Origin of the sequence: Bacillus sp. FSL R7-0685 (assembly GCF_038002425.1) — a bacterium.
GTDB lineage: Bacteria > Bacillota > Bacilli > Bacillales > Bacillaceae > Bacillus > Bacillus subtilis.
In genome coordinates this window covers 2,286,343-2,312,139 of the sequence record NZ_JBBOCN010000001.1, presented here as the reverse complement: position 1 = coordinate 2,312,139, position 25,797 = coordinate 2,286,343, and the positions used below count along the sequence as shown (strand labels likewise).

Genomic DNA, 25,797 nt, shown 5'->3' with positions numbered 1-25,797 from the left:
CCCCGAAAGGTGTGGTATAATAGCCGCGACAAGGAGAGACAGGCTATAACCTATCATACATAATCTCCTTTGAAAATTAAAATAAAGAAAGTAGGCATACAATTGAAAACAGGTTACTTTTTATTAGAAGACGGGAACAAAATTGAATTTGAACTTTATCCTGAAGCTGCACCTGGAACTGTTGCAAACTTTGAAAAGCTTGCGAACGAAGGCTTTTATGACGGGCTTACATTCCACCGAGTGATTCCTGGCTTCGTCAGCCAAGGCGGATGCCCGCACGGAACTGGTACAGGCGGTCCGGGATACACAATCAAATGTGAAACAGAAGGCAACCCGCATACACATGAGGCGGGCGCACTTTCTATGGCACATGCCGGAAAAGACACTGGCGGCAGCCAATTTTTCATCGTTCATGAGCCGCAGCCTCATTTGAACGGTGTTCACACTGTATTCGGTAAAGTAACAAGCGGATTAGAATTCGCGAAAAACATGTCTAATGGCGACGTCATGAAAGAAGTTCGTGTAGAAGGCTAATCGGCAGGCAAAAGGCTTCCTCATATAGAGGGAGCTTTTTTATTTGTAACTAATTGAATAGTTTACTAAATAGTATTGTTGATATGTGTTTTTGATTTTAGGGTGAGTATTTTAAGCTAGAGGAGGAAGTAAAGTGAATAATGAAATATACGAAATTGTAGAGAAGATCAATTATCTGAATAATAAAGAGCAATTGGAATTGCTCGATTTAATGATGGGATTCTTTCAACAAACAGTACTGGATAAAGAAAGTTTGGATTCGGCTAGGGTAATTCAGATGTTTAATACGTTGCTAAAGGAAATTAATCGTGAGTATACTCCTGAAGAAGTTGAAAAAATGTATTTGCTAAGAGATATGTTGGGTTTGAAACAAGCATTGATAAATAGTATTAAAACTGTGTAAAGGGGGCGTACAATGGTTTTTATTGCTCAGTAATATAAAAGAACTCAATAGAGCATACAGCGCTCAGATTGCAATAAAATTATGTATTTTATTTAAATTAAATGAATTAGAAATAGGGGAGGAATTTGACTGAATAATATTGAGCCAAGATCGAGCTTATCACACGAGAACTCATCCTATTTATTATAACAGAATTGGAAAAGATTAAATCTCTCTATTAATTCCGTATTAATATTCTTTAAGTTTAGGGAAAGAGAATACTGCACTGAAAAAACAGCTGAGAAATTTTCCATTTTTTAAAATATAATGAAATAATTGTTGTTAATGAAAGCGTTTTCGTGTTATTTTATATGTGAAACAAATAATAAGATAGGGAGTGATTCTTTGAAAAAGATCAAGTCATTGTTTCTTATGTTCTTGGTCATTGCTATGTTTATTGGCATATTGCCAGACATTAAAGCCAAAGCCGATAGTGAGGATGTATTGGATACTTCTTCACCAGTATTAAGTGATATTGAGGGGAAGGAAGAGCTTGAAATTAACGGAGAAAAGTACACGTATACTTACGACTTCACTGATCCTGCAGTGAATAGAGTTAATGTTACTGATGAAAGTGGTGTTGAGATAAAATTTGAATATGACACTAAGACGAATACACTATATAAAAACAATGAGCTTGATTTTAATCTTGTCAAGGAAGAAGACGGAATTATATCACCTTCAGATGCATCCACTATGAAAATTCCACCGGGCGGGAAATACATGGGTAAATACAACTATAAGTACAACTTGAAAGGCGTTTCAGTTGGTGTAGCTACAGCAGCCATAGCTGCAGTCTCAAAAGCACCTTATAACGTCATACTGAGTATTGTATCATTTTTAGCAGGTACGCAAACAACTGCATATTATACGGTATTCCAGTATCGTTATGCTTTTAAGTGCAATGCTTATCCTTATGCTAATAGAACAAAGTTCTATGAAGATTCTTCAAGGAAAAAAGTTCTAAGAACAGCTGACAGTGCTAAGTTCTTTGGAAGTAGACCAACTCCGGCAAGTTGTCAACCATAAAAACGAGGTGAGAAAATATGCAACAAGAAAAAACAACAGCTATTAATAGGGTTATAAAAAGATATATCCTTTTGTTCCTTGTTTTATGTGCATGTTATTTTGTTTACATGGGGGTACTCGGTAATAAATTTACTTTGATCCCATTGATTATTTTCATTGTCGGTTCTGTAATTGGCGAGCTCATAAGAATAGCGAGGATAAAAAGATAAAAGGGGGAAACGCCCCCTTTTTTATATGATACTGTTTAAATAAAAGAAGAATTTTATTTAGAGAGAAAATTGAAACAAAAAAGACTCCCGTTTAGCGAATCAGTTTTAATCAAGCTTTTTAATATAACGGGTATAAACCCATCCGCTTTGATCCTCACCAGCTTCATTGCGAAAGAGAACCTTACTCCAATTCTTTTTCTTTTCTTCAACAAAGACAATTGATGACTTGTCTAATACGTACGCTACATTTGAATTTGTTTTAGGACGTGTTCTAACTACTAATGTATCTTTTATAACCATTCTGTAATTGGTTTTAAGTTCTTTATTCATTGGAATGTCTTTTAAAACGTTTTTAGCTTCCGATACTGTTTCTGGTTTTTTTTCAATGAATTCATCTATTATATATTTTGAAGTTAATGCCTGGTTAATAGGAGAGATTAAATCAGTGTAAATGAGGTTCGCCAGTAATAATAAAGCCGTTGAGTGTTTAGAAATAAAGTAAAGAACAGTGTTCCATAAACGATTCAATCCCTCGAAGTAATTTTGTCTAGTTATCCCATCATTATTGGTTAAAGCTATAACTGTTTCTTCAACGTAATCAGAAATTTCGTCGATCTCACTTATGATTTTAGAAGAGATTTCCTCATTTGTAACATATAAGCTTGAATTTAGAATAGCTTGGTCTTTGAATACTGTTCTAAGTTGCTGCATGTATGTTGCTATCTGAACTCTATTAGAACCTAAGTCATGCATTAAACTATTTCTTAACTGTTGAGTATATTTTTCTTTAAAGTTCGTGGGTCTTAAAGCCGTCCTCATCTGATTCAAGGCAGATTCAACCCCTGATGATTTTAAGATATCTGAAGTGTGCATTTTAGGTAGGAGGTTTATTCTGTTTAAAGCAAATTGTTTCTTATAAGATTTAATTAGCTCTAATTGTGATTCGGAAACTGCTTTCATGGCATCTTGCATAGGACGAGTGTTGATATTAATTTGAGATTGTAAAGATGATGTAGTCAATAAAGATTGCCCCTTTGTTTTTTATTATAATTTTACCACAAAGTGGACTTTAATAGACGAAAAGACATATCCAATAAGGATACGCCTGTTTAGTTTACATGCCTATATGCTTCCCAGATATACTTGACGTTTAATTTATTCCCTCTTTGATCGCTGTCTGATCCTGTTATAAACCCAAGTTCGTTTATACTTCCGTATGTAGTAGAGTTTCCCCCAACCAGGGATAATCCCATTTCATTTACACATTACGTATGGCCTCCATTGTCATTATCAATTAATAACATGGAATCGCCTATAGATAATGGGTAAACCTTTACAAGAGTTGGAGTGAAAGGCAGCAATATTTGTTTACTAATTGTTCCATCGCCTACATACGTTCCTTTAGCCATCTGAGGAACATCAGAGGATAACGCATATTCCGAGTGTAGTTTACCACCAAGAAACTCAGCGTTTCCATCTATAGAACCTGTAATGATTCCCTTGTCATTACGTACTGGTACTGGCGGTCCGGGATACACAATCAAATGTGAAACAGAAGGCAACCCGCATACACATGAGGCGGGCGCACTTTCTATGGCACATGCCGGAAAAGACACTGGCGGCAGCCAATTTTTCATCGTTCATGAGCCACAGCCTCATTTGAACGGTGTTCACACTGTATTCGGTAAAGTAACAAGCGGATTAGAATTCGCGAAAAACATGTCTAATGGCGACGTCATGAAAGAAGTTCGCGTAGAAGGCTAATTGGCAGGTAAAAGGCTTCCTCATATAGAGGGAGCTTTTTTATTGGGTAAAAATGTTCAATAAAAAACCGCCGAGTGCTGATGGCGGTTGGTAAACCGGGTTTTTAAGGAAGGAGATTTCTCAATCCCCAAATAAATACATTAAAAAGTTTTGGTGACGTTTTGATCAGTAAATTGATGATTAATCATTTTAGCTTTGCTTACAAAGTTATTTTCAAAGACAATTCCTGTGTTTAAACCTCCGGAGCCAAACACAGATTTGGACAAAGTTAAAGGCCTGATCATAAAAGCGCCGCCTACGTTAATTACACTGTTCCCGGAAACGTTGTTTATATTAATAGGATAATCAATCATACTATCAAGTCTCCTTTCATATCATTCTATTTTTTATATGTATTAGTGCTAGAGTTGATTAGCGTAAACTTATCGGCAAAAATATTTAGGAGATGCCTGTTTTCATTGATTTAAAAAAACTCGCCCAGCTATCTGTCTATTCTTTTAACTACTCTGAATGCGGCAGCTGCTTTTCTGGCGAATGTAATAGGATCATCCTGTGCTGACTCAAAGTGCATATACATTGCTCACGGCTCACTAAATAACCAGTGGTTATGCAATGCAGTAATCGTCATGCGCAGCTATGATAGTTCGGTGAGCAAAGAATTTACCTCTTCATGTACGAAACTAAGTGAAATACTTTATCATTGCGAACCTCAAACGGGGAAAATGGGGAATGGCCAAGGAATGAGGTAGGCAAACAAACACCTGACTCGGTGGCAGAACGAACTGCCCAAAATTTTGGCAAACTCCCTGTGTATCTTTTGTTTCCTCCCATTTCATGCTGTTGCTCCTCCTATGTCAAAAAAGAATATATGAGTGACGAGTATAGGAGAGAAGATCCCGCCATAGACAATGTTGTTGGACGACTGAAGGTGAAATTGTGCTGATTATACAAAAAGTGGATTGGGAATGATAAAAGAACAAAAAAGTTTAAGGAGAATCACATGCAAGTTTTGACGGGGTTGCTCGAACAGTACGGATATGCCGTCTTGTTTATTGTCTTGATGTTAGAGCTTCTAGCTTTACTTGGACCGGGAGAGTTTGCCGGTGTTCTCGTGTTTCAAGAAAAGTTAAACTGGGTGCTAAGCATGTTAGCGGCCGGATTGGGGAGCTGTGTGGGAGTGAGCATGTCGTATTGGATCGGGTATAGACTGGGCCCAGCTGCAATTCAGAAAGCTTTTGCGTCGAGAGGTGTTCTATTAGCCGTTATTGTTCTAACTTTTCTTTGGACAGTATACAAAGGGCAAGACCGGAAAATCGAACTCTCTTTCTTATTTTTCCTAGTCATTGGCGGAGAGCTTTATGAAGAGGGAATCAGGCGGCTCTTTCATTCTCTTCATCCTGTCCATGCTCCTTTGGAAAGTCATGTATTATACCCATTTCCAAGCGAACAGACGTTAACGGCATTTGTCATTTTTGGTTTTTGCGCTTATCTTTTTGTTCGTCATTCTCACAAGGCGCGTCTGCAAACTGTTGCGTTTTTTTGTTTGGGATCGTTTTATTCCTCATCGGGCTGAGCCGTGTGTACTTTAATGAGCAGTATCCGAGCGATGTTGCTGCGGGTTGCGCCTTCGGCGGTGTTTGGCTGGGTTTAAATGTTTTGGTCATGGAGCTTTTCCGTTTCTCCAGAAGATTTACCAAGCTGAGAAACCGAACCTAATTAGTATGTAAAGAACGGGGGATCAAAATTAAGCAAACTTTAAAGTAGTACCGTTCATTGGGATTGGTATTTTGTAGTAAAATAAATCAAACAAACGTGATGTAATGAAAAGGAGATCGCGATATGGACAACAAAGGCTGTATAAAATGCGGCAGTACTGAAGCCGGACAAAAAGAAATAGCTACAACCGGCACGGGATTATCAAAGCTGTTTGACGTGCAGCATAACCGATTTCTAGTGGTTTACTGTAAGAACTGCGGATATTCAGAGTTTTATAATAAAGAGTCTTCAACTGCCGGGAATATATTGGATTTATTTTTTGGAGGCTGATCCATGTTTTCGAGCTTGAATGATTTTAAACATATTAAGAAAGCAAAAAACGTGGTGCGGTTATCACCTGTGAAATAGGCTGCCGCAAACATTCCAGTAACCTTCATGACGTGAATTGTTTTGTCAAGTGCCATGGGTATCATGGACTGGGAGATCAATGGAATGCAGTAAATGAACAAACTGTTCGTAACCTCATGCCTTATATACGATCTAAAGATTTAGCATATGAGAACTCTCTTTCTTCTGAGTCCATCGCTTCTGAATTATGCGATTCATTTCTTTCAATATTTGCAGGCTTAGTTATGATCGACAAGAAAAATAGGCATGATGTGGGTAGAAGATGTGTTTGTAAAATCACTTCAATGGTCCTAATGGGATTTTTTTTCGATTCGTGATAACATAAATTGAAGACCGTTGTTTATTGGAGGAAATCAGTTGAAATCAGAAAATGTTTCGAAGAAAAAATCAATATTAGAATGGGCAAAAGCAATTGTGATTGCTGTCGTTCTTGCTTTGCTCATCCGCAACTTTATTTTTGCGCCGTATGTCGTTGACGGTGACTCTATGTATCCTACACTTCACGATCGTGAAAGGGTCTTTGTTAATATGACAGTCAAATACATCGGCGAGTTTGATAGAGGGGACATTGTCGTGTTAAACGGAGATGATGTTCACTATGTCAAACGTATTATCGGCCTTCCCGGCGATACGGTTGAGATGAAAAATGACCAGCTCTATATCAACGGGAAAAAGGTGGACGAGCCTTATTTGGCGGCTAATAAAAAGAGAGCGAAACAGAATGGTAAACATTTGACCGATGATTTCGGCCCGGTTAAAGTGCCTGATAACAAGTATTTTGTGATGGGTGACAATCGTCGCAATTCAATGGACAGCCGTAACGGCCTTGGCCTCTTCACGAAAAAACAAATTGCGGGTACATCAAAGTTTGTTTTCTACCCGTTTAACGAAATGCGCAAAACAAATTAGGATCAAGCAGCTTCCCGAGAGGCTGCTTTTTTATATCTTTTTTGCGGTCATCCCCTTAAAACAGAACATAAATTCGTATATCTATAGAAAAGAAATTTTTGCAGAAATGTGAAACATATTCCCGTTATGCATCGTTATATTAATAATTTACGAGAATTTACGGTTTTTTATTCATGAAAAAAAGGAATAACTCATATGAATGAATAGATTCATATTGGCTGGAGGTTTAGAAATGGGAAGAATAAAAACCAAGATTACCATTCTGTTAGTGCTTTTGCTTTTACTTGCAGGCGGTTATATGTACATAAATGACGTTGAGCTGAAGGATGTTCCGACAGCAATTGGACAAACCTTGTCCTCGGAAGAAGAGGAATACACCATCCAGGAATATAAAGTGACGAAAATTGACGGCTCAGAGTATCATGGAGTAGCAGAAAACGGAACGAAAATCATCTTCAACGGAAAAAAATTAAATCAGGATTTATCTGATATAAAAGAAGGTGACAAGATTAAGGCATACTTCAGCAAATCAAAGCGGATCGACGGATTAATCAAGGTTGCAAAAGTGAATGATTAAAAAACATCACCTTTCGGATCGAAGGGTGATGTTTTGTTTTTCTCAAATTGTAAGTTTATTTCATTGCGTACTTTAAAAAGGATCGCTATAATAGCCAATAAGGACAAATGAATAAAGATTGTATCCTTCGGGGCAGGGTGGAAATCCCGACCGGCGGTAGTAAAGCACATTTGCTTTAGAGCCCGTGACCCGTGTGCATAAGCACGCGGTGGATTCAGTTTAAGCTGAAGCCGACAGTGAAAGTCTGGATGGGAGAAGGATGATGAGCCGCTATGCAAAATGTTTAAAAATGCATAGTGTTATTTCCTATTGCGTAAAATACCTAAAGCCCCGAATTTTTTATAAATTCGGGGCTTTTTTGACGGTAAATAACAAAAGAGGGGAGGGAAACAAATGGAAGAGTATTATATGAAGCTGGCCTTAGATCTTGCGAAGCAGGGCGAAGGACAGACCGAATCCAATCCGCTCGTCGGCGCTGTTGTCGTAAAGGACGGACAAATTGTCGGAATGGGCGCCCATTTAAAATATGGTGAAGCTCATGCAGAAGTTCATGCCATCCATATGGCTGGAGCACATGCAGAGGGTGCCGACATTTACGTTACACTCGAACCGTGCAGCCATTACGGAAAAACACCGCCATGTGCAGAATTGATTATCAACTCTGGTATCAAAAGAGTGTTCGTGGCGATGAGAGATCCTAATCCGCTTGTGGCTGGAAGAGGGATCAGCATGATGAAAGAAGCTGGCATTGAGGTAAGGGAAGGCATCCTGGCAGACCAGGCGGAGAGGCTGAATGAAAAATTTCTGCACTTTATGAGGACAGGCCTTCCGTACGTCACGCTAAAAGCGGCTGCCAGCCTTGACGGCAAGATAGCTACCAGCACGGGTGACAGCAAATGGATCACGTCAGAGGCTGCAAGACAGGATGCTCAGCAATACAGGAAAACACACCAAAGCATTTTAGTCGGAGTTGGCACAGTGAAAGCCGACAATCCGAGCTTAACCTGCAGACTGCCGAATGTAACAAAACAGCCGGTTCGGGTCATACTTGATACCGTACTCTCGATTCCTGAGGACGCTAAAGTGATTTGCGATCAAATAGCGCCGACATGGATTTTTACGACGGCACGCGCAGACGAGGAAAAGAAAAAACGGCTTTCAGCTTTCGGAGTGAACATATTTACACTTGAAACCGAGCGCATTCAAATTCCTGATGTTTTGAAGATCCTAGCGGAAGAAGGCATCATGTCGGTGTATGTGGAAGGCGGTTCAGCTGTTCACGGAAGCTTTGTCAAAGAAGGCTGTTTTCAAGAAATCATCTTCTATTTTGCCCCTAAACTAATCGGAGGAACGCATGCTCCCAGCTTAATCTCCGGTGAAGGTTTTCAATCAATGAAAGATGTCCCCTTATTACAATTCACTGATATAACCCAAATCGGCCGTGATATCAAACTGACGGCAAAACCGACAAAGGAATAGGATGGTGACCATGTTTACAGGAATTATCGAAGAAACAGGCACAATCGAATCCATGAAAAAAGCAGGGCATTCAATGGCCTTAACAATTAAATGCTCAAAGATTTTAGAGGATGTTCATCTTGGCGACAGCATTGCAGTGAACGGCATTTGTCTGACTGTCACTGATTTTACAAAAAATCAATTCACAGTGGATGTTATGCCTGAAACAGTCAAAGCTACGTCACTGAATGATTTAACAAAAGGAAGCAAAGTAAATCTGGAAAGAGCAATGGCGGCAAACGGCCGTTTCGGAGGCCATTTCGTCTCAGGCCATGTCGACGGAACTGCGGAAATCACACGAATTGAAGAGAAAAGCAACGCAGTTTACTATGATTTAAAAATGGACCCGTCATTAACAAAAACATTGGTTTTAAAGGGATCAATTACTGTGGATGGCGTGAGCTTAACCATATTCGGCCTGACAGAAGACACAGTGACGATCTCCTTAATACCGCATACGATCAGCGAAACGATCTTTTCAGAAAAAACGATCGGCTCTAAAGTGAATATCGAATGCGATATGATCGGAAAATATATGTATCGATTTTTGCATAAAGCCAATGAAAATAAGACCCAACAAACCATTACAAAAGCCTTCTTAAGCGAAAACGGCTTTTAGAGAGGAAGATTTGCATGTTTCATCCGATAGAAGAAGCACTGGACGCTTTAAAAAAAGGCGAAGTCATCATCGTTGTAGATGATGAAGACAGAGAAAATGAAGGAGACTTTGTGGCTCTTGCCGAGCATGCAACGCCGGAAGTCATTAACTTTATGGCGACACATGGGAGAGGACTGATCTGCACGCCGCTCAGTGAGGAAATCGCAGACAGGCTTGATCTTCACCCTATGGTTGAGCATAATACAGACTCTCACCACACTGCATTTACCGTAAGCATAGACCATCGTGAAACGAAGACAGGTATCAGCGCTCAAGAAAGATCTTTTACCGTTCAAGCATTGCTGGACAGCAAATCCGTGCCATCTGATTTTCAGCGTCCGGGGCACATTTTTCCGCTGATTGCGAAAAAAGGAGGTGTCCTGAAAAGAGCGGGCCATACAGAAGCTGCTGTTGATCTTGCTGAAGCCTGCGGATCTCCAGGAGCCGGCGTCATTTGTGAAATTATGAATGAAGACGGAACGATGGCGAGAGTGCCTGAGCTCATTGAAATTGCGAAAAAGCATCAATTAAAAATGATCACCATTAAGGATTTGATTCAATACCGTTACAATCTGACAACACTTGTCGAGCGTGAAGTTGACATTACGCTGCCTACTGATTTTGGGACATTTAAGGTTTATGGATACACAAATGAGGTAGATGGAAAAGAGCATGTCGCATTTGTGATGGGAGAGGTGCCGTTCGGAGAAGAACCGGTATTGGTCCGGGTACATTCAGAATGTCTCACAGGTGACGTGTTTGGCTCTCATCGCTGTGATTGTGGACCGCAGCTGCACGCTGCGCTGAACCAAATTGCCGCAGAAGGCCGTGGAGTGCTTCTGTACTTGCGCCAAGAAGGACGAGGCATCGGTTTAATCAATAAATTAAAAGCTTATAAGCTTCAGGAACAAGGCTATGACACCGTAGAAGCCAATGAGGCGCTTGGATTCTTGCCGGATCTTCGCAACTATGGCATCGGAGCACAAATTTTACGCGACCTCGGTGTCCGGAATATGAAGCTTTTGACGAATAATCCGCGAAAAATCGCAGGCCTTGAAGGCTACGGACTCAGTATTTCAGAAAGAGTGCCGCTTCAAATGGAGGCGAAAGAACACAATAAAAAATATTTGCAAACCAAAATGAACAAGCTAGGTCATTTACTTCATTTCTAATCACAAATATCACAAAAAAGGATGGGAATCATATGAATATCATACAAGGAAATTTAGTTGGTACAGGTCTTAAAATCGGAATCGTAGTAGGAAGATTTAATGATTTTATTACGAGCAAGCTGCTGAGCGGAGCAGAAGATGCGCTGCTCAGACATGGCGTAGACACAAATGACATTGATGTGGCTTGGGTTCCAGGCGCATTTGAAATACCGTTTGCTGCGAAAAAAATGGCGGAAACAAAAAAATATGATGCTATTATCACATTGGGCACTGTCATCAGAGGCGCGACGACACATTACGATTATGTCTGCAATGAAGCTGCAAAAGGCATCGCGCAAGCAGCAAACACTACTGGTGTACCTGTCATCTTTGGAATTGTAACAACTGAAAACATCGAACAGGCTATCGAGCGTGCCGGCACAAAAGCGGGCAACAAAGGTGTAGATTGTGCTGTTTCTGCCATTGAAATGGCAAATTTAAACCGCTCATTTGAATAATTTGCTGAAAACAGTTTAAAAATATGGCGAAAATGATATAATGTGAGAAAACGGATCACCTATTCGTATCCGTTAATAGCAGACTGGACATTTTGGATATAGAGGGGTTTTTATGTTAATTCGTTATAAAAAATCGTTTGAAAAGATTGCGATGGGGCTTCTTTCGTTTATGCCGAATGAAAAAGACCTTAAGCAGCTTCAGCAGACAATTAAGGACTACGAAACGGATACAGACCGCCAGCTCTTTCTTTGGAAAGAGGACGAGGATATCGTTGGAGCAATCGGAGTCGAAAAAAAGGATTCTGAGGTTGAGATCCGGCATATCAGTGTGAATCCTTCTCATCGCCATCAAGGAATCGGAAAACAGATGATGGATGCTTTAAAGCATTTATTCAAAACGCAAGTACTGGTTCCAAATGAATTAACGCAGAGCTTTTTCGAACGTTGTCAAGGTCAGCAGGATCAAGACATTTCATACAATAATTAAGCAGAGGCTGTGATCAGTCTCTGCTTTTTTTTCTGCGTTCTATTTCTTTTTCACGTTCACGGATGACGTCAGTCCGATCCCGCAAACGGTGTTTGTCGATCAGAAATATGTTGCTGAGTGCACTGGGCTGCCCCCATGTATACTTTTTTTTCCTGCATTCGATCCTGCATGCTTCCTCCAGTTTCTTATCTTTGATTGGCAGCATAATGCTTTTATAGGCAGAGCCCGTTTCAATTTGTTCGTAAACCGATTGCATAAGTTCGAGCAAACGGCCATGATCAAGCCCTAAGTCTTCGACTGCCCGGTGTTCTGCTTGAAGAATCCGGATGCTGTTCGCCATCAGTCTTTTTGCCCCGGCTGTATTCTGCCTTCTGTGATGATATAAAGCCACTGCAAGCTGAATAAAGCCCACCCAATAGCGTTTTCGTTTCTTTGGCGGGTCTTCCTTCCAGAATTCTTCTAATATTTCATGGCATTCAAAATAATCCCGTGTCGCGTGAAACTCAACGAGATACTCTATATAAGCTTTCGGATACAAGGTGTTTCCTCCTTTAATGTGCTTTTAGTGTACCATAGAAGGGATAAAAGGAAAAAAGAACGCTCGGCCTCTATTGCTTCTTAGAAAGGAAAACCAGAAGCTAAGGCTTTTTCTCCCGCTTCTGCGCTCCGAGCAAACACCTCTCGTGTTTTGAATATTCTGCACAAACTTGTTCAAAACAGGAAATGAAATAGTATTGGACGAGAGCTTTTTGGTGGCTTATACTATAGGGTAGCCAGTTTTTCCGGCAATGAGAGTGATACTTGAAAATGGTGAGATGATGGAAGAATATCAAGTGAAAATTGATACGTTTGAGGGCCCATTGGACCTGCTGCTTCATTTAATCAATCGTCTTGAAATTGACATATATGATATACCTGTGGCGAAGATCACTGAACAATATTTATTATATGTACATACGATGCGTGTGCTTGAGCTCGATATGGCCAGCGAGTATTTGGTTATGGCTGCCACGCTGCTCAGCATTAAAAGCAGAATGCTGCTCCCAAAGCAAGAGGAGGAGCTTTTTGAAGATGAATTGCTTGAAGAAGAAGATCCGCGGGAGGAACTGATTGAAAAGCTGATTGAGTATCGAAAATATAAAGATGCGGCGAAGGAATTAAAAGAACGGGAAGAAGAAAGACAAAAATCGTTCACGAAACCGCCGAGTGATTTGAGTGAATATGCAAAAGAAGTAAAACAGTCTGAGCAAAAGCTCTCTGTCACGGTCTATGATATGATCGGAGCTTTTCAAAAAGTGCTGAAACGCAAAAAAATAAACAGGCCGATGGAAACAACAATTACAAGACAGGACATACCAATCGAAGCCAGAATGAACGAAATCGTGCACAGCTTGAAATCTAGAGGAACGAGAATCAACTTTATGGATCTGTTTCCATATGAGCAAAAAGAACATTTAGTAGTGACCTTTCTAGCTGTTCTCGAGCTGATGAAAAATCAGCTGGTCCTCATTGAACAGGAGCACAATTTTTCAGATATTTACATTACGGGGAGTGAATCCATTCATGGGGCTTGATATCGTGAATTGGAAAGCTATTGTGGAAGCCCTTCTTTATGCGGCAGGCGATGAAGGGCTTACAAAAAAGCAGCTGTTAACAGTGCTTGAAATCGAAGAGCCTGAACTGAACACGATCATGGCGGATGTGGCGGACGAATACCGCGGAGATACACGAGGGATTGAACTTATTGAGTATGCAGATACGTACATGCTCTCTACCAAAAAAGACTTTGCGCCTTACTTGAAAAAACTGATTGAAGTGCCGTCAAAGGGCCTTTCTCAAGCATCTTTAGAAGTACTGGCCATTGTTTCATACAAACAGCCAATTACGAGAGCAGAAATTGAAGAAATCAGAGGAGTAAAATCAGAGCGGATTTTACACAGTCTTGTCGCGAAGGCGCTATTGTGTGAAGTAGGGCGTGCCGATGGTCCGGGGCGGGCCATTTTATACGGTACTACGCCGACTTTTCTTGAACAATTCGGTCTGAAAACGCTGGACGAGCTTCCGCCGCTGCCTGAAAATGCGGAAGAAGACGTTCTTCAAGAAGAAGCAGATTTATTTTTTGAAAACTTTAACCAAACTTTCGAAGATATAAAATAGAAGTTTAATGAATCGCGCTTTTTCATCATCATAAGATATAAGGAAGAAGCTATCATGAAAGAAGCAAAATGTGAGAGACAAATACATGAGGGGAAGATACCAAACGAAATGGGACATTCGATTGTGCGAGCGCAGACTCAAAAAACAGGCGAATTCTTATCAATGGTTGTCAATACCGTGAACGATTACCTAAATCAAACGACACTTGAGTCCTTACAGGCTGAATTACCTATTGAAAAAGGATACTGCTGTGATGTGCTGAGCACTCTGAGAAGAATGGCAGTATTTTGTGAAGGAGGCGCAGAAGCGTGCCGCCGTCTCCTGATGCAGGAGCCTTTTCAGGAAGCCAGAGCGGAAAAAACACTTTATAATGTGTATCACCAATGCATTGAAGAGTTCTTTATGCCGAAAAAAGACACGTGGTGTGAAAATAGCCGGGCGTCTTATACTGGGGTCAGCGCAATTGAGTTTTATCATGCTGTTCCTGCGTCGCTTGAGCAATTATTATTGCCGTTGAGCGCGACCTTTCTGAAGATGAGGGAAGAGCTGGCTCATTACGAAGCGTCCGGATCAAGCATGGCGCCAATCAGATAACGTTTACTCTCCCTTTTTCAGGGAGAGTTTTTTTATGTTTGCTTCCAGAAATATAATTGTTATTCATAACTGATGGACATGCGCATAAACTTGTACAAACCACCACAAGGACGTGAGCAAACATGCGCATTTTCAAAAAAGCAGTATTCGTGATCATGATTTCTTTTCTAATTGCAACCGTAAATGTGAATACAGCACATGCTGCTATAGATGTCAGTGCAAAAAGCGCAATCATTATTGACGGTGCGTCAGGCAGAGTGTTATATGCCAAGGATGAGCATCAAAAAAGGCGGATCGCGAGCATCACAAAAATTATGACCGCCGTCCTCGCCATCGAATCCGGCAAAATGGATCAAACGGTGACGGTTTCGGCAAATGCTGTCAGAACAGAAGGCTCCGCCATTTATTTAACAGAAGGTCAAAAAGTGAAGCTAAAAGATCTTGTGTATGGCCTGATGCTAAGATCAGGAAACGACGCCGCTGTCGCGATTGCTGAGCATGTCGGTGGGAGCCTCGATGGGTTTGTTTATATGATGAATCAAAAAGCCGAGCAGCTTGGTATGAAAAACACCCGTTTTCAAAACCCGCACGGATTGGACGACCATGAAAATCATTATTCAACAGCCTATGACATGGCCATTTTAACTAAGTATGCTATGAAGCTGAAAGACTATCAAAAGATTTCAGGCACAAAAATATACAAAGCGGAAACGATGGAAAGCGTATGGAAAAACAAAAATAAACTTCTGACCATGCTATATCCGTACAGCACAGGAGGAAAAACAGGCTATACAAAACTTGCAAAACGGACACTGGTCTCTACGGCTTCAAAGGACGGCATTGACCTGATAGCCGTCACCATTAATGACCCTAATGATTGGGATGACCATATGAAGATGTTTAACTATGTGTTTGAGCATTATCAAACCTATTTAATTGCAAAAAAAGGGGATATTCCAAAGCTGAAAGGCACATTTTATGAATCGAAGGCTTTTATCAAACGTGATATCACCTATTTGCTGACTGAAGAGGAAAAAGAAGATGTGAAAATTAATACCACACTGCTCAAGCCGAAAAAAGCATGGGAAAAAGATGCCTCGAAAATCCCTGACATCGTAGGGCACATGGAGATCATGTTCAACGATGCAACCATCGCAAAAGTGCCGATCTATTATGAAAATGAGCGGCATCAAAAACCGAAGAAACAATTTTTTGAAACGTTTAAATCAATCTTTCTGAATGCGGCAGGCGGAGCAAAATGGTCAATATAATTTGGGTCAGTTTAACCGTGATCGGACTCGTTTTTGCGATGTGCAACGGAACTCTGCAAGATGTAAATGAAGCTGTGTTTAAGGGTGCGAAAGAAGCGATTACGATTTCATTTGGATTGATGAGCGTGCTTGTTTTCTGGCTTGGCTTAATGAAAATCGCCGAGCAGTCAGGTCTTTTGGATATTTTCAGCCGGATGTGCAGGCCTTTTATATCTAAACTGTTCCCTGATATACCGCCGGATCACCCGGCGATGGGCTATATTTTATCTAATCTTATGGCGAATTTCTTCGGCCTCGGAAATGCAGCAACTCCGCTTGGCATTAAAGCAATGGAACAAATGAAAAAGCTGAATGGAAACCGATCGGAAGCAAGCCGGTCAATGATTACTTTTTTAGCTGTTAATACGTCCTGCATCACACTCATCCCGACAACGGTGATCGCTGTCCGAATGGCTTATTCCTCCAAAACGCCGACAGATATCGTCGGGCCAAGCATTTTGGCAACGCTTATTTCCGGAATCGGTGCCATTATCATTGATCGGTATTTTTATTACCGCCGCAAAAAGAAGGGAAGGTGAGCGGATGGAAATCATCAACTGGCTGTCTTTAGCCATGATTCCAATCATTATTGCCGGAATTCTTCTTTATGGAACGATCAAAAAGGTTCCGACATATGAATCGTTTGTCGAAGGCGGGAAAGAGGGGATAGAAATTGCCTTTTCCATTATCCCCTATTTAGTCGGAATGCTTGTCGCTATAACTGTTTTCAGATCATCAGGCGCGCTTGATTTTATAATGGATCTTTTAAAACCGGCTTTCTCCGCTATCGGCATTCCTGCTGAAGTAGTGCCGCTTGCTCTGATCCGCCCGATCTCCGGTACGGCCGCTCTCGGAATGACGACCGATTTAATTGCAGTATACGGGCCCGATTCCTTTATCGGCAGGCTGGCTTCCGTCATGCAGGGATCTACAGATACAACGCTTTACGTACTGACTGTGTATTTCGGAGCAGTCGGCATTAAAAAAATGGGTGATGCATTAAAGGTGGGACTTCTTGCAGATTTAATCGGCGTAGTTGCATCTATCATCATCGTTACGTTATTATTTGGGAGCGCCTGAAAACGGCGTTTTTTTTAGATTTGGCATAGGAATTTGAAAAAGCTTGTTTGTTAAGGTTGAAAAAAGTAAGATAATACTTGAGGTGAAAGACATGGAAAGACTGCAAAAAGTGATTGCTCATGCCGGAGTTGCGTCGCGCAGAAAGGCAGAAGAGCTGATTAAAGAAGGAAAAGTAAAGGTGAATGGCAAAGTAGTAACAGAGCTAGGTGTTAAGGTCACCGGTTCTGATCAGATTGAGGTAAACGGGTTAAAGGTTGAACGCGAAGAGCCGGTTTACTTTCTCTTATATAAACCAAGAGGCGTTATTTCCGCAGCGCAAGATGATAAAGGACGCAAAGTGGTGACGGACTTTTTTAAAAATATTCCGCAGCGCATTTATCCGATTGGGCGTCTGGACTATGATACGAGCGGTCTTTTGCTTTTAACCAATGACGGTGAATTCGCCAATAAGCTGATGCACCCTAAGTATGAAATAGACAAAACATACGTGGCGAAGGTGAAAGGAATCCCGCCTAAAGAGCTGCTCAGAAAGCTGGAGCGCGGAATTAGGCTGGAAGAAGGCAAAACAGCGCCTGCTAAAGCGAAGCTGCTGTCTTTGGATAAGAAAAAGCAGACAAGCATTATTCAGCTGACGATCCATGAGGGACGCAACAGACAGGTGCGCCGCATGTTTGAAGCGATCGGACATGAGGTAATCAAGCTGAAGCGTGAGGAATACGCGTTTTTAAACCTGCGAGGCCTGCACACGGGCGATGCCAGAGAGCTTACGCCCCACGAAGTAAAAAGGCTCAGAGCACTGGCGGATCACGGTAAAAACGCTTTCTAAATTTCACATAACCTTCAAAAAGTAAGAAATGTGAAATGAACGTGCAATGATATAATTGAATGGATCTGCAATAGGGGGAAGGGGGCAGTGGACAATGAAGAAAAAAAGGCGTTTATTCATTCGGACCGGCATCCTTCTCGTTTTAATCTGCGCACTCGGCTATACCATTTACAATGCTGTATTTGCCGGCAAAGAGAGTATATCCGAAGGGTCCGACGCACCGAATTTTGTCCTTGAGGATACGAATGGGAAACGTATCGAGCTCAGTGACTTAAAAGGGAAAGGTGTTTTTTTGAATTTCTGGGGTACATGGTGTGAACCGTGCAAAAAAGAGTTTCCTTATATGGCAAACCAATATAAGCATTTTAAAAGCCAAGGTGTTGAAATTGTCGCTGTAAATGTTGGGGAGTCAAAGATAGCAGTACATAATTTTATGAAATCCTACGGAGTCAATTTCCCGGTTGTTCTGGATACAGATCGCCAAGTGCTTGATGCCTATGACGTATCTCCGCTTCCGACAACCTTTTTGATCAATCCGGAAGGAAAAGTTGTCAAGGTGGTGGCCGGCACTATGACAGAAAGCATGATACACGATTATATGAATCTCATAAAACCCGGAGAGACTTCGGGATGAAGCAAGTCAAATGTGAATGCGGACATATAAACCCGGTCGGAACCGTTTTATGCGAATCGTGCGGAAGAGCTCTTCAGGAAACTCAACCTCCGCTCGCTGATATGAGATATGACGGAAGCGCAAGACGTTCGCAAACCTATAACAAAACGATCATCGATAAAATTTGGAATTTCTTTTCCTCGGTTAAGGTGGGAATATGGCTTATCGTCATAACCCTTGCCGCATCAGCGTTCGGCACCATTTTTCCCCAGGAAGCCTATCTGCCTCCGGGCGCACAGGCTGATACTTATTACAAGGAGCAGTACGGCACGTTCGGCCAGCTCTATTATTTGCTCGGGTTTCATCATTTATATGGTTCTTGGTGGTATTTGCTGCTCATTGCCTCGATCGGCATTTCACTTGTGATTTGCAGCCTTGATCGGGTCATTCCGTTGTACAGAGCGTTAAAAAACCAAGGCGTCAGAAGGAGCCCGGCTTTTTTAAGAAGGCAGCGCTTGTTCAGTGAAACAGTTACAGTACTGAACGGGGAATCGAAAGAAAAGATAGTTGCTCTATTAAAGAAAAAACATTATAGAATCAGAGAAAAAGAGGGCAGCATTCTTGCTGAAAAAGGACGCTTTTCCCGCTGGGGCCCGTATGTCAACCATATTGGATTGATCATCTTTCTGATTGGTGCGATGCTGAGATTTGTGCCTGGCATGTACGTCGATGAGACGCTTTGGGTCAGAGAAGGCGAAACCGCAGCAATTCCGGGTACAGACGGAAAATATTATTTAAAAAACAATCAATTCAGCGTAGAGACCTATAACAGCAAAACAGAAAAAAAGGTATTTGCAGATGCCATTGACAGAGTCGGGGACGGTAGAGTGGCAAAGAACTTTCAAACCGATGCCGTACTCTACAAGAGAGAAGGAAAAATTGTTTATGGCGAGAAGCCGAAGCTGAAAAAAGTAACAGAAGAAGACATCCGTGTCAATCAGCCGCTGCGTTTTGATTCTTTTTCCGTTTACCAGGTGGATTACAAAGAGAATCAGCTTGACAAAATGGTGTTCCAGCTGATTGATAAAAAAACAAAAAAATCCTTTGGGAGCCTGAAGATCAACCTTCTGGATCCAGATTCGGTCTATGATCTTGGCAACGGTTACAAGGTGGAAATCGCCAGCTACCTGCCTGACTTCTATTTTAATCAGGACGGAGAGCCGAGCACAAAAACAAAGATCCCTAACAATCCGGCTTTTGTCTTTAATATTATAACGCCGGACAAACCGAAAGGCGAAAAGAGCTTTGTCGCCATCCAAGAAACCATCGAAGGATCAGGCAATAATAAATACAAGCTGAAATTTGACCATGTCGAAACGAAAAACATTACTGGACTTACAGTCAGAAAGGATCTGACACTCTGGGTGCTTGCTGTCGGCGGAGCCATTTTTATGATCGGTGTCATTCAAGGTATGTACTGGCAGCATCGAAGAATTTGGCTGCACTCACAGGACGGCGCAGTTATGGTAGCGGGGCATACCAATAAAAACTGGTTTGGCCTGAAGAAGGATTTAGCATTTATATTGGCTGATTCCGGACTGACTGAACCGGCGGACCAAAAAGAATTAATCAAAACACAGAAATAGGCGAAAAGGGAGTGATGTCATGGCAGAGCTGAGCGGAAATTTTCTTTATGCGGCCTTTCTTGTGTATTTAATCGCTGTACCAATTTTCGGCGGGGCCATACGCGGGAATAAAGATAAAAAGGGCAGGCCAAACCGATGGGCCAACATTGGAATCACCCTTTCTATTGTCGGTTTTTTCTGCCACCTTGGATATTTCATCACAAGGTGGGCTGCCAGCGGCCATGCGCCGGTCAGCAATATGTTTGAATTCACCACCGCTTTTGGCATGATGCTTGTTTTGGCGTTTATCATTCTTTATTTTCTCTATAGATTGCCTTCATTAGGCCTGTTTACGCTGTCAATTGCTTTATTGCTGATTGCCTACGCCAGCATGTTTCCGACAGATATCTCGCCTTTAATTCCTTCGCTCCAAAGCAACTGGCTGTATATTCACGTAACAACGGCCGCGCTTGGGCAAGCTATACTTGCCATCAGCTTTGTCGCTGGTGTCATCTTTCTTTTGAAGCATGTAGATCAGACAAAGCCAAGCAAAAAGACCTTCTGGCTTGAAGCGATTATGTTTATCCTGGTCACAACCGTCGCCTTTATTGCAATCACATCAGCATTTCGTCTTGCAGGCTATGAAGCGGAGTTTAACTGGGTGGACAAAAGTAAAGAAAAAAGCGTGATGGTGTACGAAATGCCCGCGCTTGTCGGTCCGCATCAGGGAGAGCTTTTGACCGAAGGAAGAATGGAACCGCTTGTTGATCTTCCCGCGCTTTTCTCAGGCAGAAAAGTGAACACTGTCATTTGGTCATTTGGAGCAGGTCTTGTGTTGTATGGGGCTCTCCGTCTGATCATCAGAAAAAGAATCAGCGCTCTATTACATCCGCTGGTGAAAAACGTCAATCTTGATCTGGTGGATGAGGTTGGGTACAGGGCCGTATCAATCGGATTTCCGATCTTTACACTCGGCGCGCTGATCTTTGCAATGATTTGGGCTCAGCTCGCGTGGACCAGATTTTGGGGCTGGGACCCTAAGGAAGTATGGGCGCTGATCACATTTTTGTTCTATGCCGCCTACTTGCATTTAAGACTGTCAAGAGGCTGGCACGGTGAGAAGTCAGCATGGCTGGCCGTAATCGGTTTTGCTATTATTATGTTTAATTTAATATTCGTAAATCTTGTGCTTGCCGGACTTCATTCTTATGCATAGTCCTTTGAAAGCGACACAGTTCTCAAACTTTCTCGCGATTTGATAAAATGAAAGTAACAGAAGGAAAGCAGGGGGAAAACATGGACCAAACGAACGAAACAAAAATATTAGTAGTTGATGACGAAGCCAGAATTCGCCGCCTTTTAAGAATGTATCTTGAACGTGAAAATTATGCTATAGATGAAGCTGAAAATGGTGATGAAGCCATTGCCAAAGGGCTTGAAGCCAATTATGACTTAATTTTGCTTGATCTGATGATGCCGGGGACTGATGGAATTGAAGTGTGCCGGCAAATTCGCGAAAAAAAAGCGACACCCATTATCATGCTGACCGCAAAAGGAGAAGAAGCAAACCGGGTGCAGGGGTTTGAAGCGGGAACAGATGATTATATTGTTAAGCCGTTCAGCCCGAGAGAAGTCGTGCTGCGTGTAAAAGCCCTTTTGAGAAGAGCATCCCAAACTTCTTATTTCAATGCCAATACACCGACGAAAAATGTGCTCGTGTTTTCACATCTGTCCATAGACCATGATGCTCACCGCGTAACAGCTGATGGTACAGAAGTGAGCCTGACGCCAAAAGAGTATGAGCTTCTATATTTCTTAGCGAAAACGCCTGACAAGGTGTATGATCGGGAAAAGCTTCTGAAAGAAGTGTGGCAATATGAGTTTTTTGGTGATTTACGGACAGTGGACACTCACGTCAAACGCTTGAGAGAGAAGCTGAACAAGGTATCTCCGGAAGCTGCGAAAAAAATTGTCACCGTATGGGGTGTAGGTTATAAATTTGAGGTCGGCGCTGAATGAAATTTTGGAAAAGCGTAGTAGGCAAGCTGTGGTTTACGATCCTTTCACTCGTCTTGATCGTATTGTTCATTTTAACGGTTCTTTTGCTGGAGTTTATTGAAAACTACCATGTGGAAGAAGCCGAGAATGATTTAACACAGCTTGCGAATAAAGTTGCTGTCATCCTAGAAAATCACGAGGACCAGGCACTGGCAAGGTCAATCACTTGGGAGCTCGCTGATAACTTAACAAGCATTGCCATCATCCAGGATGAGAAGAACCACTGGTATTCTCCGAATGATAAAAATCGCCTGTCGTCTATTACGGTTGAGCAAATACAGCATGACAAAGATTTAAATAAAGCTCTCAAAGACCATAAAAAAGTAAGCAAACGGACGGGACTGAGCGATACCGACACGGATAATGAACGCCTGATTGTAGGTGTCCCGTATGAAAAAGACGGAAAGAAAGGCATGGTCTTTTTATCCCAGTCTTTGCTTGCCGTTAAAGATACAACAAAACATACGACCCGCTATATTTTTCTTGCCGCTGGAATTGCGATTGTGCTGACCACATTTTTCGCATTCTTTTTATCAAGCAGGGTCACGTACCCTCTCCGAAAAATGAGAGAAGGCGCGCAGGATTTGGCGAAGGGCAAGTTCGATACAAAAATCCCGATTTTAACTCAGGATGAAATCGGTGAACTGGCGACCGCTTTTAATCAAATGGGCCGGCAGCTTAACTTTCATATCAATGCGCTCAATCAAGAAAAAGAGCAGCTTTCTAACATTTTGAGCAGTATGGCTGACGGGGTTATTACCATTAATATTGACGGTGCGATTCTTGTGACCAACCCGCCGGCTGAACGTTTTCTTCAGGCTTGGTATTATGAACAGAACATGAATATCAAAGAAGGCGACAACCTTCCGCCTGAAGCAAAAGAGCTGTTTCAAAACGCTGTCAGCACTGAAAAAGAACAAATGATTGAGATGACGCTGCAAGGCAGATCATGGGTGCTTTTGATGTCGCCGCTTTATGCGGAATCGCACGTAAGAGGAGCGGTTGCCGTACTGCGTGACATGACAGAAGAACGCCGCCTTGATAAGCTGCGGGAGGACTTTATCGCAAATGTCAGTCATGAGCTGAGAACACCGATCTCCATGCTTCAGGGATACAGTGAAGCAATTGTTGATGACATTGCAAGCTCTGAAGAAGACCGGAAAGAAATTGCCCAAATCATTTATGACGAATCGCTCCGAATGGGCCGTTTAGTTAATGATTTGCTTGATTTAGCCCGAATGGAATCAGGCCATACAGGCTTACATTATGAAAAAATCAATGTGAATGAGTTTTTAGAAAAGATCATTCGGAAGTTTTCCGGTGTTGCGAAAGAAAAAAATATTGCTTTAGATCATGACATTTCTCTCACAGAAGAGGAATTTATGTTTGATGAAGACAAGATGGAGCAGGTATTTACCAATTTGATTGATAACGCGCTGCGGCATACTTCAGCCGGCGGCAGTGTCTCCATTTCAGTCCATTCTGTGAAGGATGGATTGAAAATTGATATCAAAGACTCCGGGTCTGGCATACCGGAAGAAGATCTGCCATTTATCTTTGAGCGGTTTTATAAGGCAGATAAAGCGCGGACAAGGGGCAGAGCAGGAACCGGGTTAGGGCTGGCTATCGTTAAAAATATCGTGGAAGCCCACAACGGATCAATCACTGTGCACAGCCGAATAGATAAAGGAACAACATTTACTTTTTATATTCCGACAAAACGGTAAAATCGAGTCTGAATTTGCCGAAGAATCTTGTTCCATAAGAAACACCCGCTGACTGAGCGGGTGTTTTTTTAATAGCCAACATTAATAAAATTTAAGGATATGTTAATATAAATTCCCTTCCAAATTCCAGTTACTCGTAATATAGTTGTAATGTAACTTTTCAAGCTATTCATACGACAAAAAAGTGAACGGAGGGGTTTCAAATGGAAGAAACCTTTCAATTATTATATGATACATATCATCAAGATTTGTACCAATTTTTATTTTATATGGTAAAGGATAAAAACCAGACAGAAGACCTTCTTCAAGAGGTTTATATCCGGGTATTAAATTCTTATCATACGTTTGAAGGAAGAAGCAGTGAAAAAACATGGCTTTTGTCTATCGCACGCCATGTTGCGATAGACTGGTTCCGTAAACAGCAAACAATCAGACAGCGTATACTCGGTACATTTGACTGGGATACACAGGATGTCAGGGATCAGCAATTGCTGCCGGACGAACTTGCGGTTCAACATGAAAATGTCCGGGAAATTTATGCTGCGCTTGATCAATGTACAATCGATCAAAGAGCTGTGATTATCTTGCGGTTTATTCAGGGATATTCAATACAGGAAACAGCCAAGGCTCTGCGCTTCTCGGAAAGCAAAGTAAAAACGACCCAACACAGAGGGCTCAAAGTACTTCGGAAACATATGGAGCTTTTGAGGGAGGAGCTAATGGATGATGAAGTCAGAATGGAACGAAGAACAGATAAAGGAGTTGTTAAGTCAACTTCCGGCAGTTAAAGACCATCGTTCGCCTCAGGATATTTACAAGCGGCTGACGATGGCAAAGCGTAAAAATAAGCCCGCTGTCAAGTGGATTGGCCCCGCGTGTGCCGCTGCAATTGCGGTTTATATCGCCTTCATTATTACTCCTCATTTCTTTGATCAGGCACAGCCTCAACAAAAAGAAGCGTCCCAAGAGAACGCAGTAACGAAAACTGAGACAGAAGACAGCCCAAAAGCTGCATCATCCCTGGATCATACATCGTTTGTTGTACCTGAAAAGGAACAAGACAATTACATCACTGTAGCAGTTGCTGATGCCGATACATCTGCAATTATACCCGTCAGCATTCAAAAAACAAATGCATACCAAACGATCCAGGACATGCTGACTGTAAGTAGTGAATTGGATATCTTGGATCATGCCATTACAATTCCATCCTTCATAGATGAAGTAGAAATAAAAGAAAAACCAAAGCAGAAGGAATTAAGTATACGAGTCCATCAGCCAGCTACGGCATTTTCTGTAAAAGATGATACCCTGTTAAAAAAATTGCTTAAAGAATCCTTAAAATGGAGTCCTTATGAAAAAGTCAAATTTTTATCGGATCAAAATGAGACTGGGGTTCGGATTGGCTCATATGGCACTTTTACGGAAATTTCGATTCCCAAACAGTCAAAAAGAGCTTACTACTTGTACAAAAATAAACAAGGGAACTTTCTCATTCCGTCAGAAAAAACATTTGATACAGTAAAAGAAGCGATTAAGGAAATGGAATCGAGCAGCCAAGAAGATACGACACCTCTTATTCAAGCGGGTGCTGTCCAATCTGTAACGAAGAAACAGAAACACTTATATATCCGCTTTTCAAAGGACTCAGAAGTTGAGGATTCTATTGCCGGTATTTTAATGATTGAGGGACTTCTTTTAACCGCAAAAGAGTTTGGCTTCACAGAAGTGACCTTTACCGAAACCAGAACAAACAAAATCGGCAAATATGACGTATCAGATGCAATTCCGGTACCGGCTGCTCCAAATCCGATTTTCTTAAACTAAAATGGGCCCTTTGAGGCTCTTTTTTAGTTGCTATTCATATAATAGAAATTTTCAAAAAAA

At 41.6% G+C, this 25,797-nt stretch carries 30 protein-coding genes, 3 pseudogenes and 1 riboswitch; of the genes and pseudogenes, 28 read left to right on the top strand and 5 right to left on the bottom strand.

Annotated features, from left to right (window positions below):
- The first annotated feature begins 102 nt into the window (after positions 1 to 102).
- The 3 genes from MKY50_RS11925 (at position 103) to MKY50_RS11915 (ending at position 2,005) form a co-directional block, all read left to right on the top strand.
- Positions 103 to 534, top strand: coding sequence for a peptidylprolyl isomerase (locus MKY50_RS11925; RefSeq protein ID WP_003223931.1), 432 nt, complete (start codon positions 103 to 105; stop codon positions 532 to 534).
- A gap of 133 nt (positions 535 to 667) precedes the next feature.
- Positions 668 to 937 (top strand): hypothetical protein, encoded by a 270-nt coding sequence (locus tag MKY50_RS11920; RefSeq protein WP_042975721.1) that lies wholly within the window; start codon positions 668 to 670, stop codon positions 935 to 937.
- 384 nt (positions 938 to 1,321) lie between these two features.
- Positions 1,322 to 2,005, top strand: a complete 684-nt coding sequence (locus MKY50_RS11915) for a hypothetical protein (RefSeq protein WP_015714201.1) — start codon at positions 1,322 to 1,324, stop codon at positions 2,003 to 2,005.
- A 314-nt stretch (positions 2,006 to 2,319) separates the two neighbouring features.
- Here MKY50_RS11915 and MKY50_RS11910 read toward each other — a convergent pair whose 3' ends face one another.
- Positions 2,320 to 3,234 carry an SH3 domain-containing protein gene (locus tag MKY50_RS11910; RefSeq protein ID WP_247470541.1) on the bottom strand — a complete coding sequence of 305 codons (915 nt, stop codon included), beginning with the start codon at positions 3,232 to 3,234 and terminating at the stop codon, positions 2,320 to 2,322.
- Between the two features lie 89 nt (positions 3,235 to 3,323).
- A pseudogene (locus MKY50_RS21740) lies at positions 3,324 to 3,623 on the bottom strand (DUF7361 domain-containing protein).
- Between the two features lie 103 nt (positions 3,624 to 3,726).
- Between MKY50_RS21740 and MKY50_RS11905 the strand changes: the two are divergent.
- Positions 3,727 to 3,978 (top strand): annotated as a pseudogene (locus tag MKY50_RS11905) (peptidyl-prolyl cis-trans isomerase); the annotation flags it as partial.
- 140 nt (positions 3,979 to 4,118) lie between these two features.
- Here MKY50_RS11905 and MKY50_RS11900 read toward each other — a convergent pair.
- The gene (locus MKY50_RS11900) at positions 4,119 to 4,331 is read right to left on the bottom strand and encodes a spore germination protein (protein ID WP_003230479.1); all 213 of its coding nucleotides are present in this window, start codon (positions 4,329 to 4,331) and stop codon (positions 4,119 to 4,121) included.
- 647 nt (positions 4,332 to 4,978) lie between these two features.
- On the opposite strand from MKY50_RS11900, the pseudogene MKY50_RS11895 reads away from it, so the two are divergent.
- The 3 genes and pseudogenes from MKY50_RS11895 to MKY50_RS11885 all read left to right on the top strand — a co-directional run bounded on the left by MKY50_RS11895 (position 4,979) and on the right by MKY50_RS11885 (position 6,024).
- A pseudogene (locus MKY50_RS11895) lies at positions 4,979 to 5,184 on the top strand (hypothetical protein).
- 333 nt (positions 5,185 to 5,517) lie between these two features.
- Complete coding sequence (locus tag MKY50_RS11890) at positions 5,518 to 5,694, top strand: lipid A 1-phosphatase (RefSeq protein WP_445662043.1); 177 nt, start codon at positions 5,518 to 5,520, stop codon at positions 5,692 to 5,694.
- Between the two features lie 123 nt (positions 5,695 to 5,817).
- A complete protein-coding gene (locus MKY50_RS11885; RefSeq protein WP_003230483.1) occupies positions 5,818 to 6,024 on the top strand; it encodes a zinc ribbon domain-containing protein in 207 nt (68 codons plus the stop codon).
- On the opposite strand, the gene MKY50_RS11880 is transcribed toward MKY50_RS11885, so the two are convergent.
- Entirely contained in the window at positions 5,967 to 6,203 is a 237-nt protein-coding gene (locus MKY50_RS11880; RefSeq protein WP_116316571.1) for a hypothetical protein, read from the bottom strand. The genes MKY50_RS11885 and MKY50_RS11880 overlap by 58 nt on opposite strands.
- A 256-nt stretch (positions 6,204 to 6,459) precedes the next feature.
- On the opposite strand from MKY50_RS11880, the gene sipS reads away from it, so the two are divergent.
- The 7 genes from sipS to ribT all read left to right on the top strand — a co-directional run bounded on the left by sipS (position 6,460) and on the right by ribT (position 11,920).
- On the top strand, positions 6,460 to 7,011 hold the full coding sequence (gene sipS, locus MKY50_RS11875; RefSeq protein WP_116316572.1) for a signal peptidase I sipS: 552 nt from the start codon (positions 6,460 to 6,462) through the stop codon (positions 7,009 to 7,011).
- A 232-nt stretch (positions 7,012 to 7,243) separates the two neighbouring features.
- Positions 7,244 to 7,588: a hypothetical protein gene (locus MKY50_RS11870; RefSeq protein WP_003230488.1), complete on the top strand. Its 345-nt coding sequence runs from the start codon at positions 7,244 to 7,246 to the stop codon at positions 7,586 to 7,588.
- A gap of 119 nt (positions 7,589 to 7,707) precedes the next feature.
- A riboswitch (FMN riboswitch) is annotated at positions 7,708 to 7,852 on the top strand.
- Positions 7,853 to 7,981: 129 nt separating this feature from the next.
- The gene (gene ribD, locus MKY50_RS11865; protein ID WP_004398763.1) at positions 7,982 to 9,067 is read left to right on the top strand and encodes a bifunctional diaminohydroxyphosphoribosylaminopyrimidine deaminase/5-amino-6-(5-phosphoribosylamino)uracil reductase RibD; all 1,086 of its coding nucleotides are present in this window, start codon (positions 7,982 to 7,984) and stop codon (positions 9,065 to 9,067) included.
- Positions 9,068 to 9,077: 10 nt separating this feature from the next.
- Positions 9,078 to 9,725, top strand: a complete 648-nt coding sequence (gene ribE, locus MKY50_RS11860) for a riboflavin synthase subunit alpha (RefSeq protein WP_014480161.1) — start codon at positions 9,078 to 9,080, stop codon at positions 9,723 to 9,725.
- Positions 9,726 to 9,739: 14 nt separating this feature from the next.
- Positions 9,740 to 10,936, top strand: coding sequence for a bifunctional 3,4-dihydroxy-2-butanone-4-phosphate synthase/GTP cyclohydrolase II (locus tag MKY50_RS11855; protein WP_003230496.1), 1,197 nt, complete (start codon positions 9,740 to 9,742; stop codon positions 10,934 to 10,936).
- 32 nt (positions 10,937 to 10,968) lie between these two features.
- The gene (gene ribH, locus MKY50_RS11850) at positions 10,969 to 11,433 is read left to right on the top strand and encodes a 6,7-dimethyl-8-ribityllumazine synthase (protein WP_003223915.1); all 465 of its coding nucleotides are present in this window, start codon (positions 10,969 to 10,971) and stop codon (positions 11,431 to 11,433) included.
- Between the two features lie 112 nt (positions 11,434 to 11,545).
- Positions 11,546 to 11,920, top strand: a complete 375-nt coding sequence (gene ribT / locus MKY50_RS11845; RefSeq protein ID WP_003223910.1) for a GNAT family N-acetyltransferase RibT — start codon at positions 11,546 to 11,548, stop codon at positions 11,918 to 11,920.
- A gap of 13 nt (positions 11,921 to 11,933) precedes the next feature.
- Here the strand turns inward: ribT and MKY50_RS11840 are convergent, their stop codons facing one another.
- On the bottom strand, positions 11,934 to 12,458 hold the full coding sequence (locus MKY50_RS11840; RefSeq protein ID WP_076458070.1) for a DUF309 domain-containing protein: 525 nt from the start codon (positions 12,456 to 12,458) through the stop codon (positions 11,934 to 11,936).
- A gap of 280 nt (positions 12,459 to 12,738) precedes the next feature.
- Between MKY50_RS11840 and scpA the strand changes: the two genes are divergently transcribed.
- From scpA to rsiX, 14 genes are all read left to right on the top strand, one after another.
- A complete protein-coding gene (scpA, locus tag MKY50_RS11835) occupies positions 12,739 to 13,494 on the top strand; it encodes a segregation/condensation protein A (RefSeq protein WP_015714192.1) in 756 nt (251 codons plus the stop codon).
- Entirely contained in the window at positions 13,484 to 14,077 is a 594-nt protein-coding gene (gene scpB / locus MKY50_RS11830) for an SMC-Scp complex subunit ScpB (protein WP_003223904.1), read from the top strand. Before scpA ends, scpB begins: the two co-directional genes overlap by 11 nt.
- A gap of 54 nt (positions 14,078 to 14,131) precedes the next feature.
- The gene (locus MKY50_RS11825) at positions 14,132 to 14,671 is read left to right on the top strand and encodes a YpuI family protein (RefSeq protein ID WP_256682858.1); all 540 of its coding nucleotides are present in this window, start codon (positions 14,132 to 14,134) and stop codon (positions 14,669 to 14,671) included.
- A gap of 122 nt (positions 14,672 to 14,793) precedes the next feature.
- A complete protein-coding gene (gene dacB, locus MKY50_RS11820) occupies positions 14,794 to 15,942 on the top strand; it encodes a D-alanyl-D-alanine carboxypeptidase DacB (RefSeq protein WP_014480157.1) in 1,149 nt (382 codons plus the stop codon).
- Entirely contained in the window at positions 15,930 to 16,520 is a 591-nt protein-coding gene (gene spmA, locus MKY50_RS11815; protein WP_004398980.1) for a spore maturation protein SpmA, read from the top strand. Before dacB ends, spmA begins: the two co-directional genes overlap by 13 nt.
- A gap of 4 nt (positions 16,521 to 16,524) precedes the next feature.
- The gene (spmB, locus tag MKY50_RS11810; protein WP_003230509.1) at positions 16,525 to 17,061 is read left to right on the top strand and encodes a spore maturation protein SpmB; all 537 of its coding nucleotides are present in this window, start codon (positions 16,525 to 16,527) and stop codon (positions 17,059 to 17,061) included.
- 91 nt (positions 17,062 to 17,152) lie between these two features.
- A complete protein-coding gene (gene rluB, locus MKY50_RS11805) occupies positions 17,153 to 17,887 on the top strand; it encodes a 23S rRNA pseudouridine(2605) synthase RluB (RefSeq protein ID WP_004398815.1) in 735 nt (244 codons plus the stop codon).
- 94 nt (positions 17,888 to 17,981) lie between these two features.
- On the top strand, positions 17,982 to 18,521 hold the full coding sequence (gene resA / locus MKY50_RS11800) for a thiol-disulfide oxidoreductase ResA (protein WP_341116717.1): 540 nt from the start codon (positions 17,982 to 17,984) through the stop codon (positions 18,519 to 18,521).
- Positions 18,518 to 20,146 (top strand): cytochrome c biogenesis protein ResB, encoded by a 1,629-nt coding sequence (gene resB, locus MKY50_RS11795; RefSeq protein ID WP_335388639.1) that lies wholly within the window; start codon positions 18,518 to 18,520, stop codon positions 20,144 to 20,146. Before resA ends, resB begins: the two co-directional genes overlap by 4 nt.
- Before the next feature lie 19 nt (positions 20,147 to 20,165).
- On the top strand, positions 20,166 to 21,341 hold the full coding sequence (resC, locus tag MKY50_RS11790; protein ID WP_004398799.1) for a cytochrome c biogenesis protein ResC: 1,176 nt from the start codon (positions 20,166 to 20,168) through the stop codon (positions 21,339 to 21,341).
- Positions 21,342 to 21,421: 80 nt separating this feature from the next.
- Positions 21,422 to 22,144: a DNA-binding response regulator ResD gene (gene resD / locus MKY50_RS11785; protein ID WP_003246107.1), complete on the top strand. Its 723-nt coding sequence runs from the start codon at positions 21,422 to 21,424 to the stop codon at positions 22,142 to 22,144.
- Positions 22,141 to 23,910, top strand: a complete 1,770-nt coding sequence (gene resE / locus MKY50_RS11780; protein WP_128474034.1) for a sensor histidine kinase ResE — start codon at positions 22,141 to 22,143, stop codon at positions 23,908 to 23,910. Before resD ends, resE begins: the two co-directional genes overlap by 4 nt.
- 203 nt (positions 23,911 to 24,113) lie before the next feature.
- Positions 24,114 to 24,698, top strand: a complete 585-nt coding sequence (gene sigX, locus MKY50_RS11775) for an RNA polymerase sigma factor SigX (protein WP_003230521.1) — start codon at positions 24,114 to 24,116, stop codon at positions 24,696 to 24,698.
- Positions 24,634 to 25,737 (top strand): anti-sigma-X factor RsiX, encoded by a 1,104-nt coding sequence (gene rsiX / locus MKY50_RS11770; RefSeq protein WP_341116716.1) that lies wholly within the window; start codon positions 24,634 to 24,636, stop codon positions 25,735 to 25,737. Before sigX ends, rsiX begins: the two co-directional genes overlap by 65 nt.
- Positions 25,738 to 25,797 lie beyond the last annotated feature (60 nt).